The sequence below is a fragment of the Serinicoccus chungangensis genome (assembly GCF_001483745.1).
Taxonomy (GTDB): Bacteria; Actinomycetota; Actinomycetes; order Actinomycetales; family Dermatophilaceae; genus Ornithinicoccus; species Ornithinicoccus chungangensis_A.
This window is the reverse complement of sequence record NZ_LQBL01000027.1, coordinates 153,996-167,211: the sequence shown is the minus strand read 5'-3', so window position 1 is coordinate 167,211 and position 13,216 is coordinate 153,996. Positions and strand designations below refer to the sequence as shown.

The 13,216-nt window shown below is 73.8% G+C and carries 16 protein-coding genes; 2 read left to right on the top strand and 14 right to left on the bottom strand.

Annotated features, from left to right (window positions below):
- Positions 1 to 3: 3 nt before the first annotated feature.
- Genes AVL62_RS07865 through AVL62_RS17045 form a run of 3 tightly spaced genes read right to left on the bottom strand, consistent with a single transcriptional unit; the run spans position 4 to position 2,168 of the window.
- Complete coding sequence (locus AVL62_RS07865) at positions 4 to 741, bottom strand: MSMEG_4193 family putative phosphomutase (RefSeq protein WP_058891086.1); 738 nt, start codon at positions 739 to 741, stop codon at positions 4 to 6.
- Positions 741 to 1,790 carry an LLM class F420-dependent oxidoreductase gene (locus tag AVL62_RS07860; protein ID WP_058891085.1) on the bottom strand — a complete coding sequence of 350 codons (1,050 nt, stop codon included), beginning with the start codon at positions 1,788 to 1,790 and terminating at the stop codon, positions 741 to 743. The genes AVL62_RS07865 and AVL62_RS07860 overlap by 1 nt, the downstream gene beginning before the upstream one ends.
- 3 nt (positions 1,791 to 1,793) lie before the next feature.
- The gene (locus AVL62_RS17045) at positions 1,794 to 2,168 is read right to left on the bottom strand and encodes a hypothetical protein (RefSeq protein ID WP_058891084.1); all 375 of its coding nucleotides are present in this window, start codon (positions 2,166 to 2,168) and stop codon (positions 1,794 to 1,796) included.
- A gap of 80 nt (positions 2,169 to 2,248) precedes the next feature.
- On the opposite strand from AVL62_RS17045, the gene AVL62_RS07850 reads away from it, so the two are divergent.
- Positions 2,249 to 2,434 (top strand): DUF5703 family protein, encoded by a 186-nt coding sequence (locus tag AVL62_RS07850; RefSeq protein WP_058891083.1) that lies wholly within the window; start codon positions 2,249 to 2,251, stop codon positions 2,432 to 2,434.
- A gap of 25 nt (positions 2,435 to 2,459) precedes the next feature.
- On the opposite strand, the gene AVL62_RS07845 is transcribed toward AVL62_RS07850, so the two are convergent.
- The 10 genes from AVL62_RS07845 to AVL62_RS07800 form a co-directional block, all read right to left on the bottom strand.
- A complete protein-coding gene (locus AVL62_RS07845) occupies positions 2,460 to 3,812 on the bottom strand; it encodes a M20/M25/M40 family metallo-hydrolase (protein WP_058891082.1) in 1,353 nt (450 codons plus the stop codon).
- Positions 3,809 to 4,042, bottom strand: coding sequence for a hypothetical protein (locus AVL62_RS07840; RefSeq protein ID WP_058891081.1), 234 nt, complete (start codon positions 4,040 to 4,042; stop codon positions 3,809 to 3,811). Before AVL62_RS07840 ends, AVL62_RS07845 begins: the two co-directional genes overlap by 4 nt.
- Positions 4,039 to 4,350, bottom strand: coding sequence for a hypothetical protein (locus tag AVL62_RS07835; RefSeq protein ID WP_201023231.1), 312 nt, complete (start codon positions 4,348 to 4,350; stop codon positions 4,039 to 4,041). Before AVL62_RS07835 ends, AVL62_RS07840 begins: the two co-directional genes overlap by 4 nt.
- Positions 4,351 to 4,368: 18 nt before the next feature.
- Complete coding sequence (locus AVL62_RS07830; protein WP_058891080.1) at positions 4,369 to 4,818, bottom strand: SRPBCC family protein; 450 nt, start codon at positions 4,816 to 4,818, stop codon at positions 4,369 to 4,371.
- Between the two features lie 4 nt (positions 4,819 to 4,822).
- Positions 4,823 to 5,677, bottom strand: coding sequence for an FAD binding domain-containing protein (locus tag AVL62_RS07825; protein ID WP_058891079.1), 855 nt, complete (start codon positions 5,675 to 5,677; stop codon positions 4,823 to 4,825).
- Positions 5,674 to 8,190 (bottom strand): xanthine dehydrogenase family protein molybdopterin-binding subunit, encoded by a 2,517-nt coding sequence (locus AVL62_RS07820; RefSeq protein WP_058891078.1) that lies wholly within the window; start codon positions 8,188 to 8,190, stop codon positions 5,674 to 5,676. Before AVL62_RS07820 ends, AVL62_RS07825 begins: the two co-directional genes overlap by 4 nt.
- Positions 8,187 to 8,669, bottom strand: a complete 483-nt coding sequence (locus tag AVL62_RS07815; protein WP_058891077.1) for a (2Fe-2S)-binding protein — start codon at positions 8,667 to 8,669, stop codon at positions 8,187 to 8,189. The genes AVL62_RS07820 and AVL62_RS07815 overlap by 4 nt, the downstream gene beginning before the upstream one ends.
- Before the next feature lie 116 nt (positions 8,670 to 8,785).
- On the bottom strand, positions 8,786 to 9,922 hold the full coding sequence (locus AVL62_RS07810) for an XdhC family protein (RefSeq protein ID WP_058891076.1): 1,137 nt from the start codon (positions 9,920 to 9,922) through the stop codon (positions 8,786 to 8,788).
- Positions 9,923 to 10,051: 129 nt separating this feature from the next.
- On the bottom strand, positions 10,052 to 11,194 hold the full coding sequence (locus AVL62_RS07805) for a vWA domain-containing protein (RefSeq protein ID WP_327281854.1): 1,143 nt from the start codon (positions 11,192 to 11,194) through the stop codon (positions 10,052 to 10,054).
- An 8-nt stretch (positions 11,195 to 11,202) separates the two neighbouring features.
- On the bottom strand, positions 11,203 to 12,099 hold the full coding sequence (locus tag AVL62_RS07800) for an AAA family ATPase (protein ID WP_058891075.1): 897 nt from the start codon (positions 12,097 to 12,099) through the stop codon (positions 11,203 to 11,205).
- A 68-nt stretch (positions 12,100 to 12,167) separates the two neighbouring features.
- Here AVL62_RS07800 and AVL62_RS07795 point away from each other — a divergent pair, with 68 nt between their 5' ends.
- Positions 12,168 to 12,521, top strand: a complete 354-nt coding sequence (locus AVL62_RS07795) for a GntR family transcriptional regulator (RefSeq protein WP_058891074.1) — start codon at positions 12,168 to 12,170, stop codon at positions 12,519 to 12,521.
- A 64-nt stretch (positions 12,522 to 12,585) separates the two neighbouring features.
- Here AVL62_RS07795 and AVL62_RS07790 read toward each other — a convergent pair whose 3' ends face one another.
- Positions 12,586 to 13,194: a nucleotidyltransferase family protein gene (locus AVL62_RS07790; protein ID WP_058891073.1), complete on the bottom strand. Its 609-nt coding sequence runs from the start codon at positions 13,192 to 13,194 to the stop codon at positions 12,586 to 12,588.
- Positions 13,195 to 13,216 lie beyond the last annotated feature (22 nt).

The window sequence follows — 13,216 nt, the reverse complement described above, 5'->3', positions numbered from 1 at the left end:
GGGTCAGCCTACGTCCTTGCTCCCGGCGCCCCCACCCACCTCGGCGTCACCGGTCGCGCCGTCCGTGGCCAGGCGTGCCACCAGACCGGACAGGTCCACCGGGTCGCTGCCGGTGTCGTTGGTGCGCAGGACGAACGGGCGTCCCGGCGTGCGGTGCACGAGGCTCAGCGAGGCCGGGTCGACGACGATGCGCTGGAAGTCGTCCAGCGCGGTCGCCAGCGCGTCGGCGAGGATCGCCTTGATGACGTCGCCGTGGCTCACGGCCACCCACACCGCGCCAGGGCCGTGGTCGGCCTCGACCCGGGCGTCCCACTCGGTGACGGCCTCGACGGCGCGCGCCGCCATCTGCGCCATGGACTCGTGGGCGAACGCCTCGTCTGCGGGGAAGGTCACGGTGGAGGGCTGGTCCTGCACCTTCCGCCACAGCGGCTCCTCGGCCAGCTCCGTCAACGGTCGGCCGGTCCACGCGCCGTACCGCGCCTCGCCCAGCCGGTCCTCGGTGTGCCGCTGCACCGGGCGGTCCGCGGGTTGCGCGGCCAGCACGGCCGCTGCCGTCTCCTGGCAGCGTTGCAGGGGGCTGGCGACGACCGCCGCCAGCGGGGTGGCGGCCAGCCGTGAACCGGCGCCCCGGGCCTGGCCGGCCCCGGTCTCGTCCAGCCCGAGGCCCGGCGTCCAGCCGGCGAGGATGCCGTCGGCGTTGGCCTGGGTGCGGCCGTGCCGGAGCAGGATGCAGATAGCCATCAGAGCTCGGCCTCCAGACGGGCGTGGGCCTCCACCGCAGCCTCGAGGCCGTCCATCCTGGCCCGCAGGTCGGCGCCCCAGGGGGCGACGGTCAGCGTCGTGATCCCGGCGCGCTGGTAGCGGCGCATGCGCTCGGTGATCCGGTCGACGTCCCCGAGCAGGCTGGTGTCGTCGACGAACCGGGCCGGCAGGGCTCGGGCGGCCTCGCCGTAGCGGCGCGCGAGGTAGAGCTCCTGCACCCGGTCGGCCTCGGCTTCGTAGCCCATACGGCAGGCGAGCTGGTGGTAGAAGTTCTGCTCCCGGCTGCCCATCCCCCCGACGTAGAGCGCCGGGTAGGGGCTGACGGTGCGGGCGCAGGCCTCGAGGTCGTCGCCGACGGCCAGCGCGACCGTGGCGTCGGTCTGGAAGGGGTGCTCGGGCGGGGTGTTCCGTCGGTCGAGGCCGGCCTGCAGCTGGGCCCGCTGCTCGGGGAAGAACTCCGGGGCGACGAACACGCCGAGCCATCCGTCGGCGATCTCGCCCGCCAGCTCGAGGTTCTTCGGCCCGACGGCCGCGAGGTAGAGGGGGATGCTCGGCCGGTGCAGGTGCGTCAGCCGCAGCGCCTTGCCCGGACCGTCCGGCAGCGGCAGGGTGAAGAACTCGCCGTCGTGGGTCACCGTGCGGTGCGCCAGCGCAGTCCGGACGATCTCGACGTACTCCCGCGTCCGAGCGAGCGGCTTGGCGAAGCGGACGCCGTGCCAGCCCTCCGAGACCTGCGGCCCGCTGACCCCCAGCCCGAGGCGGAAGCGCCCCCCGGAGAGGCTGTCCAGGCTCACCGCCGCCATGGCGGTGGCCGCAGGGGTGCGGGCAGGGATCTGCATCACCCCGGCGCCCAGCCCGATCCGTGAGGTGCGGGCGGCCAGGAAGGACAGGATGCTCACGGCGTCCGGTCCGTAGACCTCCGCCACCCAGGCGACGTCCACCCCCAGCTCGTCGGCCCGCTGCACCAGCGCGAGGTGGTCCTCGTCGCGACCCTGCCCCCAGAACCCGCAGCTCAGCCCGAGACGCACCCGTCAGCCCCGCGACGTCTCGTCGTCGTCCTCGTCGACGAGCCCGACGTACTCCTCGTCGTCGTCGTCCCCGGGCTCCTCGAGCTCGTCATCCTCGTCGTCATCATCCTCCTCGTCGTCGTCGAAGTCGCCGTCGTCTTCCTCGTCGTCGTCCTCGTCGTCGTCGCCGGCGAGGTCGTCGTCGTAGACCTCGAGCGGCGTGACCTCGCCGTAGGCGTCCATCAGGGCGTCGTCGTAGGCGGTGAACGCCTCGGCCACCCGCTCGTAGGCCTCGACCACCGCCGGGTCGTCGTCACCGCGGCTGACGGCCGCGGTCTCCAGGTGCGTCTCGAGGGCGGCGACGAGGGCGGTCAGGGCGGCGCGCGGGTCAGCGGTCATGGGGTGACCGTAGCGCGAAATGACCGGTGACGGGCGGGTATGCGGTCCGCCCCGGCCCGGGGTGCCTATGCTGGGGGGCGATGGTCGAGTACGAGTACCGAGAGCTCACCTTCCACCGTGACCAGGGCCGCGGTGAGGTGCGGCAGACGCTGACCGAGCACGCGGAGTACGGCGCGTGGGAGCTGGCGCGGGTACGCGTCTACCTCGGGGGTGCGCGGCGCGTGCTGCTGCGGCGCAAGATCATCCGCGTGCGCCGCACCGCCTGAACCCCAGCCGGTGCCTCCCGGCGGCTCAGCAGTCGGCGACGAGCTGGCCCAGCACCCGGGTGCCGAAGCGGAGCGCGTCCACGGGCACCCGCTCGTCGACACCGTGGAACATGCCGACGAAGTCCAGCTCCTCCGGCAGCCGCAGCGGCGCGAAGCCGTAGCCGGTGATCCCCAGGCGGGACAGGTGCTTGTTGTCGGTGCCTCCGGACAGGCAGTAGGGCAGGACGTGGGCCCCGGGGTCCTCCTTGAGCAGGGCCCGCTTCATCGAGTCGACGAGCTCACCGCTGCTGGGCGCCTCGAGGGCGACGTCCTTGTGCTCGATCTCCACCTCGACGTGCTCGCCCGCGAGCTCCCGGATGGTGTCGAGCAGCTCGTCCTCGTGCCCCGGCAGGAAGCGGCAGTCCAGCGAGGCCGAGGCGCTCTGGGGGATGACGTTCATCTTGTAGCCCGAGGCGAGCATGGAGAAGTTCGAGGTGTCCTGCAGGGTGCCCTCCACGAAGCGCCGCGCCCCGCCGAGCCGGGCCAGCATGTCCTCGACGCCCTCCTCGTCCCAGGACTCCCCCGTGACCCGGGAGACCCCGTCGAAGAGCTCGCGGACCGAGGCGATGTAGGTCCGCGGCCAGGGGTGGGCGTCGATCCGGGCGATGGCCTCGGCGAGCCGGACGATCGCGTTCTCCTCGTTCGGCACCGAGCCGTGCCCGGCCCGGCCACGGGCGTGCAGGCGCAGCCAGGCGATGCCCTTCTCCGCGGTCTGCAGCAGGTAGGCACGGGTGGGCGCCCCGGTCGCCTTGTCGGGGAGGGTGATGGAGAACCCGCCGACCTCGCTGATCGCCTCCGTGCAGCCCTCGAACCACTCGGGGTGCTCGGCCACGACGTGCCCGGCGCCCTGGGTGCCCCCGGCCTCCTCGTCGGCGAAGAACGCCCAGACGATGTCGCGCGGCGGCTTCTCGCCGGAGCGGGCGAGCTGGCGCAGCGTCGCCAGGAGCATGGCGTCCATGTCCTTCATGTCGACCGCACCGCGGCCCCAGATCATGCCGTCCTTCTCCTCGGCGGCGAACGGGTCGACGCTCCAGTCCGCGGCCTCGGCGGGGACGACGTCGAGGTGGCCGTGCAGCACCAGCCCCGGGCGCGAGCTGTCCCGGCCCGGGGTGCGGACCACCACGCTCGTCCGCTCCGGCTGGTCCGCCGGAGCCGTGACCTGCGGGTCGAGCCCGACCTCCCGGAGCAGCTCCACGACATACTCCGCGGCGGCCCGCTCCCCCGGCCCGCTGCCGTCACCGTAGTTGCTGGTGTCGATCCGGATGAGCTCCTTGCAGATCCGGACCGCCTCCTCCTCGGCGGTGCTGGACGGGGTCAGGTGGTCAGCGGTGGACGTCATACCGCCACCCTAGCCACGGGCCCGGCGTAGACGAACGCGTCCTCCGGCACGGGGGCGCGGTTCAGCCCGAGGTTGACCTCGACGCCGTCCATCGTGCCACCGACCCGCCGCGTGCCCTCCGCGTCGGCCTGCTCGGCCAGCGCGGCAGGCAGGCGGACGACGGTGTAGGTGGTGCCGCCCCACACGAGCTCCTCGGCCGCAGCCGTGAAGCGGTGCGGGGAGGAGGTCACTCGTGCTCCTCCGCGAAGAGCTCGAGGTGGCGGCACTCGCGGCACCGGAACGCGCGCACGAGGTAGCGGTCGGCGCCCCACGAGCTCAGACCGCCGAAGAGGCTGGTGTCGCGAGTCCCCATCACCCAGCGCACGAACCCCTTGGCGCCCTCCCCCGTGTCGGTCAGCCAGCCCTCGTCCAGCAGGCCCCGGCCGCCGCACGCGGTGCAGGTCGACCGGGCCTGGTGCCACCGGTCGCCGGGGGTGGACCCGCCGAGCCGGTGCATGCCGTCGGCACGCACCGGCTCCGACCCTGGCTCCGTGCTCACCGACAGCTCACCGACGGGTCACGAGGTGAGCTTGCCCTCGATGCACTCGACGAACTGGCCGAGCAGCTTGTCCGACACCGTCTGCATGACGCCGCGACCGAACTGCGCCGGCTTGCCGGTGATGTTGAGCGACGTCGCCACGTCCGCCTTGGTGCCGTCGCCGTCCGGCTCGAGCTGCAGGACGACCTTGGCCGAGGCGTTGCCGAGCCCGCGCAGGCCCTTGCCGAGCCCCTCGATGACGGCGCGGTGGGCCTCGTCGTCGCGCTCGACGAACCTGCCCTCGCCCTGGTAGGTCACCCCGATCGGGCCGAGCTTGACCTTGACGTTGCCGGTGAACTCCGCGTCGGTGGCCGAGGTGACGGTGGCGCCCGGGAAGCAGCCGCCGACCTGCTCGAGGTCGGTGAGCAGCGCCCACGTGGCCTCCGGCGGGGCGTCGACGGTGAAGGTGTGGTGCAGCTCCATCGCCATCGGGTCAGGCTCCCACCGCCGCGAGCACGGCGCGACGGGTGAGGACCCCGGCCACGTGCTTGCGGTAGTCCGCCTGCCCGTTGAGGTCCGAGGGCGGGTCGGTGCCCTCGGCGACCTGGGCGCACGCCTGCGCGACGGCCTCCTCGGTGGCCTCCTGGCCCACCAGCGCCTCCTCGACGGCACGCGCCCGCAGCGGGGTCGAGCCCATGTTGGTCAGGCCCACCCGGGCCTCGGCGATGGTGCCGCCCTCCGTACGCACCGCGGCAGCGATGCCGATGATCGCCCACTGGTGGGACACCCGCACGAACTTCTCGTAGTGCGCGCCCCAGCCGGTGTGCTTGGGGATCTCCACGGCGGTGAGCAGCTCGCCCTCGCCGACGGCGGTCTCGAAGAGGTCGACGAAGAAGTCCGCGCCGTCCACCGTCCGCTCGCCGTCCGGGCCCTGGATGACCATGCGGCCCTCCAGCGCCAGCACCGGGGCGCCCACGTCGCCGGCAGGGTCGGCGTGCGCCAGGGCCCCGCAGACGGTGCCCCGGTGCCGGATCTGCTCGTCGGCGACCTCCTTGAGCGCGGTGTGCAGCAGCGCCAGGTGCTCCCGGACGAGCGCCGAGTCGAGGACGTCCTGGTAGGTGGCGCCCGCGCCGATGCGGATCGCGTCACCGACCTCGGTGATGCCCTTGAGCTCCTCGATGCGGGAGATGTCGACGATGATGCCGGGCGCGTTGAGCCGCATCCGCAGGACCGGCAGCAGCGACTGCCCACCGGAGAGGACCTTGGCCTCGTCGCCGTGCTCGGCGAGCAGCTCCAGCGCCTCGGCCACCGTGGCCGGCGCGGCGTAGTCGAACTCCGGGGGGATCATGCCTGGCCGCCTTCCTGGGTCGTGCCGGCGGCGGGTGCCGACCCGGCTCCGGGTGGGTCCTGGTTGGGCTCACCCTCGGCGAAGTGGCCAGCGGCCGCCCCCGCCGTCTCGCTCATGGCTCCGGCCGTGCCGTCCTGGATGGCCCGCCACACCCGTTCCGGGGTGCAGGGCATGACGATGTCCTTGACGCCGAACTGCCGGATGGCGTCGAGGACCGCGTTGACGACGGCCGGGGTGGACGCGATGCAGCCGGCCTCACCGACCCCCTTGACCCCGAGATCGTTGGAGGTGGCCGGCGAGGTGGTCCGGTCGGTGACGAAGGTGATGGTGTCCGCGGTGGTCGGGAGCGTGTAGTCCACGAACGAGCCGGAGACCAGCGTGCCCTGGTCGTCGTAGACCGCCTCCTCCCACAGCGCCTGGGCGATGCCCTGGACCAGCCCGCCGTGCACCTGTCCCTCGACGATGAGCGGGTTGACGACGTTGCCGATGTCGTCGACGCAGACGTAGGAGCGCATCGTCGTGGCGCCCGTCTCGGTGTCGACCTCCATCGCGCACAGGTGGGTGCCGTGCGGGAAGGAGAAGTTCACCGGGTCGAAGGTCGCGTCGGCGTCCAGGCTCGGCTCCATCCCCTCCGGCAGGTCGTGGGCGGCGAAGACCGCGAGCGCCAGACCGGCGAGCCCGACACCCTCCTGGTCGGCACCGGCGCCCTTGACGGTGAACTTCCCGTCGCGGAACTCCAGGTCGTCCGGGTTGGCCTCGAGCTGGTAGGCCGCGAGCGGCCTGGCCTTCTCGATGACCTTCTTGGCGGCGTTGATGACCGCCTGGCCGCCGACGACCAGCGAGCGCGAGCCGTAGGTGTCCAGGCCCTTGTGGCTGATCTGGGTGTCGCCGTGGAGCACCTCGACGTCCTCGAAGGGCACGCCCAGCTGGTCGGCCACGATCTGGCTCCAGGCCGTCTCGTGGCCCTGGCCGTGCGCCGAGGAGCCGGTGATGACCTCGACCTTGCCGGTGGGCAGCATCCGGACCGAGGCGTGCTCCCAGCCGCCCGCGCCGTAGTTGAGCGAGCCCAGCACCCGCGAGGGCGCGAGCCCGCACATCTCGGTGAACGTGGAGATGCCCAGCCCCAGCTGCACCCGGTCGCCGCTCTCCCGGCGCCGTCGCTGCTCGGCCCGCAGCTCGTCATACCCGAAGAGCTCCTTGGCCCGCTCGGTGGCGGCCTCGTAGTTGCCCGAGTCGTACTCCAGCCCGCACACCGTGGTGAAGGGGAACTCCTCGTGGGTGATCCAGTTCTGCTCACGCACCTCCATCGGGTCGCGTCCCAGCTCGAGGGCGAGCTCGTCCATGATCCGCTCGATCGCGAAGGTCGCCTCGGGTCGTCCGGCGCCGCGGTAGGCGTCGGTCCACGTCTTGTTGGTGAAGACGTTGGTGCACGAGAAGTGGTAGGCCGGGAACTTGTAGATGGAGTTGAACATGAAGGCGCCCAGGATCGGCACGCCCGGCGTGACCAGCCCGAGATAGGCGCCCATGTCGGCGAGCAGCTCGACCTTGAGGCCGGTGACGGTGCCGTCGGCCTTGGCCGCCAGCGTGAGCTTCTGCCACTGGTCGCGGCCGTGGTGCGCCGAGAGCAGGGACTCGCTGCGGGTCTCGGTCCACTTGCACGGCTTGCCGGTGTGCCGCGCCACCAGGAAGGTGATGATCTCCTCGGGGGTGACCTGCAGCTTGCCGCCGAAGCCACCACCGACGTCCGGCGCGATGACGCGCACCTTGCCCTCGTCGACGCCCAGGGTCATGGCGAGCATCAGCCGCAGGATGTGCGGCACCTGGGTGGCCGACCACATGACGAACTGCTCGCCGGTCGGGTCCACCACGGTGGAGCGCGGCTCCATGAACGCCGGGATGAGGCGCTGCTGGCGGAACTCCCGCTCGACGACCACGTCGGCCTCGGCGATCGCGTCCTCGACGCTGGACCCGGTGCCCGCCTCGGCGGAGTCGAAGACCCACGTGGCCGAGCGGTTGGTGCCGAGGTCGGGGTGGGCGAGGGTGTCGTCCTGCGCGGCGGACCGCAGGTCGAGGGCGGCGGGCAGGTCCTCGTAGTCGACGTCGACCAGCTCGGCGGCGTCCCGGGCCGCGGCGGAGGAGCGCGCGGCGACGACCGCGACGACCTCGCCGGAGAAGGCGACGCGGTCGACGGCGATGGCCGGGTGCGGCGGCGCCTTCTGGTCCTCGGTGATGGGCCAGGCGCAGGGCAGCGAGCCCTGCAGGTCCTTGACGTCCTCGCCGGTGAGGACCGCGATGACCCCGGGCGCCTGCCGGGCGGCGGTGGTGTCGATGCCCGTGATGCGGGCGTGCGCCAGCGGGCTGCGCACCATGGCCAGGTGCAGCATGCCCGGCAGCACGAGGTTGTCGGTCCACCTGGTGCGGCCCGTGATGAGGCGCTGGTCCTCCTTGCGCCGCCGGTCACGGCCGACCTCGTGCGTGGACGCTGCCTGTGGCCGGTCGTCGACGGCGGTCACGCCTGCTCACCTCCGCTCGTGGCGGACTGGCCCGAGGCCTGCAGGACCGCCTTGACGATGTTGTGGTAGCCCGTGCACCGGCAGAGGTTGCCCTCCATGCCGTGGCGGACCTCGTCCTCGGTGGGACTCGGGTTGCTGCTGAGCAGGTCGGTGGCCTGCATGATCATGCCCGGGGTGCAGAAGCCGCACTGCAGGGCGTGGCAGTCGCGGAAGGCCTCCTGCACCGGGGTGAGGGTCTCGCCGTCGGCGAGGCCCTCGATGGTGGTCACCTCGTGACCGTCGGCCTGGACGGCCAGCACGTTGCAGGACTTCACGCTGCGCCCGTCCAGGAGCACCGTGCAGGCGCCGCAGTTGCTGGTGTCGCAGCCGACGACGGTGCCGGTCTTCCCGAGCGTCTCGCGCAGGTGGTAGACGAGCAGGGTGCGGGGCTCGACCTCGTCGGTGTACGTGGTGCCGTCCACGGTCACGGTGATCTTCATACGGCTCTCCCGTCCGGAGGATGAGGGGACATCGTTGTCCCTGCTGATCCTGCCCCTCCGGGGGGTGCCGCGCAACCGATACGGCGAGGTCAGACGGTCTGCCGTCGCCTCGCGCCTCAGCCCTGGTGCCGGTGGATCGCGCCCTCGGTCTCGCGCAACGGCTCGCCGCCGCCGCCCCAGCGCAGGGCGATGATCTCGCTGGCGATGCTCACCGCCGTCTCCTCCGGGGTGCGAGCGCCCAGGTCCAGGCCGATCGGGCTGCGCAGGCGGGCGAGCTGGTCCTCCCCGAGCCCGGCCTCCCGCAGCCGGGCCAGCCGGTCCTCGTGGGTGCGGCGCGACCCCATGGCACCGATGTAGGCGAGGTCCGGCGCGTCCTCGCCCAGCAGGACCTCGAGCAGGGGCACGTCGAACTTCGGGTCGTGGGTGAGGACGCAGGCGACCGTGCGCGCGTCGAGCGCGTCCTGCGCGACCTGTGCCTCGACATACCGGTGCGGCCACGACACGACCACCTCGTCGGCGTCCGGGAAGCGGCTGCGGGTCGCGAAGACCGGCCGGGCGTCGCAGACCGTCACCCGGTAGCCGAGGAAGCTGCCCATCCGGGCCACCGCGGAGGCGAAGTCGATGGCGCCGAAGACGAGCATCCGGGGCCGTGGGGCGTAGGAGGCGACGAAGACCCGCATGCCCTCGCCCCGGCGTTCCCCGTCGGGGCCGTACTCCAAGGTCGCCGTCCGGCCCTGCGCGAGCATGCCGCGGGCGTCGTCGACGACGGCGGCGTCGGCCCGCGGGCTGCCCAGGCTGCCCACGGCCGGCTGCGGCTCGGGGCGCACCACGATCCGCCGGCCGAGGTGCGCCGCGTCGGGGTGGGCGACGACGGTGGCCACCGCCACCGGACGGCCGGCCGTGATGTCGGCCGCGATGTCGCCCAGCTCGGGGAAGTCGACGCGGGAGACCCGCTCGACGTAGATGTCGAGGATCCCGCCGCAGGTGAGCCCGACCCCCATCGCCTCGTCGTCGGAGACGCCGTAGCGTTGCAGCACGGGCGCCCCGGTGGCGATGACCTCCTGGCCCAGCTCGTAGACCGCACCCTCGACGCACCCGCCGGACACGGAGCCGACGGCCTCCCCGTCCACCCCGACGAGCATGGCCGCACCCGGCTGGCGGGGCGCCGACTTCCAGGTGCCCACCACGGTCGCGAGCGCGACCTGGTGGTCGCCCTCCCACCACGGGAGCAGCCGGTCCAGGACGTCACGCATGTGCTGATCGTGCCACGAACCGGGCCACCGGAGGCGTGATAGAGCCGCGCGGGCCGTCCCGGTCCCGTGGGAGTCGGCACCCTTCCCGACTCCCACGGGACGTCGTCGCGGGCGCCGACTCGGTGGCCGTCAGGCCCTCGCCAGCAGGTCCAGCAGCTCCTGGAAGGTCGCGAGCGAGTGGCCGGCGACCAGGTCGTCGACGTGCGGCAGGGCGGCGACGATGCCCGCCTGCACCGGGGCATACCCCTCCTTGCCGCGGTGCGGGTTGACCCAGACCACCCGGTGCGCCAGGGAGCGCAGCCGGCGCAGCTGCTCGCCGAGGAGCTCGGGCGACTGCCGCTCCCACCCGTCGCTCAGGACGACGACGACGGCACCCCGGGCCATCCCGCGACGGCCCCACCGGCGCAGGAAGACGTCGACCGCCTCGCCGAGGCGGGTGCCACCCGACCAGTCCGGCACCGCCTCCCCCGCGGCGAGCAGGGCCCGGTCGGGGTCCCGCTCGCGCAGCGCCCGCGTCACGTGGGTGAGGCGCGTCCCGACGGTGAACACCTCGGTGGTGTGCGGGGAGGCCTGGACCACCCGGTGGGCGAGCCGCAGCAGGCTGTCGGCGTAGGAGGTCATCGACCCCGACACGTCGACGAGCAGGATGACCCGACGACGACGGATCGTCCTGTCGCGCAGGCGGATCCGGGTCGGCTCGCCGAGGTTGCGCAGGTGCGCCCGCACGGTCGCCCGCCCGTCGACCTCCCCCCGGCTCGACCGGGTGTGCCGCCGCGCCGGCCGGGTGGGCGGGCGCACCGTCAGCGTCGCGAACTGCCGGCGCACGGCGGCCCGGTCCGCCGGTGACAGCCCGGCGACGTCCCGGTGGCGCAGGACCTCCTGGGCCGAGGCGGTGACCCGCACGACGTCGTCCTGCGTCTCCCCCTCACCCTCGGCCGCCGGCTCCTCGAGCGAGGCCTGCACCGTGGTGGGTGCGGGCGGCTCGTCGCGGCTGACCGCGTGCATGGGCCGACCGCCGAACCAGCCGGTGAAGACCCGGTCGTAGGGCTCGAGGTCGGCCGGGGACGCGGTGAGGGTCGCCCGCCCGGCCCAGTAGACCCCCGCGCGGTCCCGCAGGCCGGTCGCGGCGCAGGCGCGCAGGAAGGTCCGCTCCCGGTCGGCGGTGACCGGGAGGCCGGCCGCCCGGCAGGCCCGGGCGAACCCGCCCAACGTCTGCCCGGCTCCCCACCCCTCGACCCGCGGCCCCGCGCCCCGACCCTCCACGTGCGTCACGGCATACCTCAGCGGGTGAGCATGCGGTCCAGGGCGACGCGGACCCGTTCGGCGTCCTCGCGGTACTTCACCGCGGCCCCCATCGTCGCGGCGGCCACCTCGGGGTCCAGTCGGCTCTGGCCGAGCGCGGTCAGGGCCCTCGCCCAGTCCAGCGTCTCGGCGACGCCGGGCGGCTTGACCATGGTGTCGTCGGCGCGCAGCTGCTGGACCAGCGTCACCACCTCGCGCGCCAGCGTCTGCTCCACCTCCGGGAGGCGGGCCCGGACGATCTCCAGCTCACGGTCCAGCCCGGGGTGCTCGATCCAGTGGTAGAGGCAGCGACGCTTGAGCGCGTCGTGCAGCTCGCGGGTGCGGTTGGACGTGAGGACGACGAAGGGCGGGGTGTCCGCCGCCACCACCCCCAGCTCGGGGATGCTCACCGACCAGGTCGAGAGCACCTCGAGCAGGAACGCCTCGAACTCGTCGTCCGCCCGGTCGATCTCGTCGACGAGGAGCACGCACGGGGCCGCCCGCAGCGCCTGCAGGACGGGCCGGGCCTGCAGGAAGCGCTCGTCGAACAGCTCGGCCTCCAGCTCGCCCACCCCGGACCCGTCCGAGGCGTCCCGCGCCAGGGCCTCGACCGCGCGCAGGTGCAGGATCTGCCGCGGGAAGTCCCAGTCGTAGAGCGCCTGGCTGGCCTCGATCCCCTCGTAGCACTGCAGCCGGATCAGGGGCACGCCCTGCAGCTGCGCCACCGCCTCGGCCAGTGCCGTCTTCCCGGTCCCGGGCTCCCCCTCGAGGAGCAGCGGCCGCTGCAGGGTGTGCGCGAGCCAGGTCACCGTCGCCAGCCCGTCGTCGGCGAGGTATGCCGTCTCCGCCAGGGCGGCGCGCAGGGTGTCCGGGCTGGCCAGGGCGGGGTTCGGCATACCGGCAGCATCGCCGACGGGCTCCGGGTTGTCCACGGCGGGGCCTCGCCGCGGCGTACCCTGCAGGCGTGAGCCTCAGCATCGCGGTCGACCCCGGCTCCCCCACCCCGGTCTTCGAGCAGGTCGTGGAGCGGGTCGTGGAGGCGGTCCGGGAGGGGGCCCTGGTGCCCGGGGACCGGCTGCCCCCGGTGCGGCGGCTGGCCGCCGATCTGGGCATCGCGACCAACACGGTGGCCAAGGCCTACCGGCAGCTCGAGGAGGAGGGGCACGTCGAGACCCGGGGACGCGGCGGCACCGTCGTGCGGGACGACCTGGCGCCCGTCCAGCCCGCCCGCGTGGCCGCCGAGGAGCTCGTCCGCGCCGCCCGCGCCTCCGGCCTCGACCTGTCCCAGACGGTCGGTCTGCTGCGCCGCAGCTGGTAGCGCCCTCAGCGGTCGGGCAGGTCCACCCTCGCGCGGTGGCGGAGGTCCGTCGGCAGCCACCCCTTCACGCCCGCTCCTCCTGCCGGTCCACGTCGCCGCCGCGGGCGAGGTCGCCGCACTCGACCAGCTCGGGCCGCGCGCGGCGCAGGTAGGCCCGGGCACCCTGGTCGCCGCGGGCCCCGGAGAGCACCCCCTGCCAGTGGTCCTGCCCGAGCAGCACCGGGTGACCGGCCACCCCGCGGTACGCCGCCCGGGCCAGGCCCGCGGGCCCCGCTGCCGACCGGTCCAGGAGGCGGGCGACGACGTCCGCCCCGACGTCCGGCAGGTCGACGAGGTGGGCGACCGCGACCAGCGGCACCGTGCGGCCCCGGGCCACCAGCGACATGAGGCCGGCGCGCAGCGACTCCCCCATGCCCTCCTCCCAGGTGCCGCAGAAGGTGGTCCCCACCCTCGGGTCCCCCGGGAACGCCTCCGCGAGCCGGTCCTCGACCTGCGGCGCCTGCGCGCCCGTCACCACGAGGACGTCGCCGCACCCGCCGTCGAGCAGCACGCGCGCCGAGCTCACCACCCACGGCACCCCCTCGGTGGTGGCCAGCGCCTTGGGGCCGCCGAACCTGCGCCCGGCGCCCGCCGCGAGCAGCAGACCGGTGATGCGGGCCGACGTCGTGCTCATGGGCCACAGTGTGTCAGGGGAG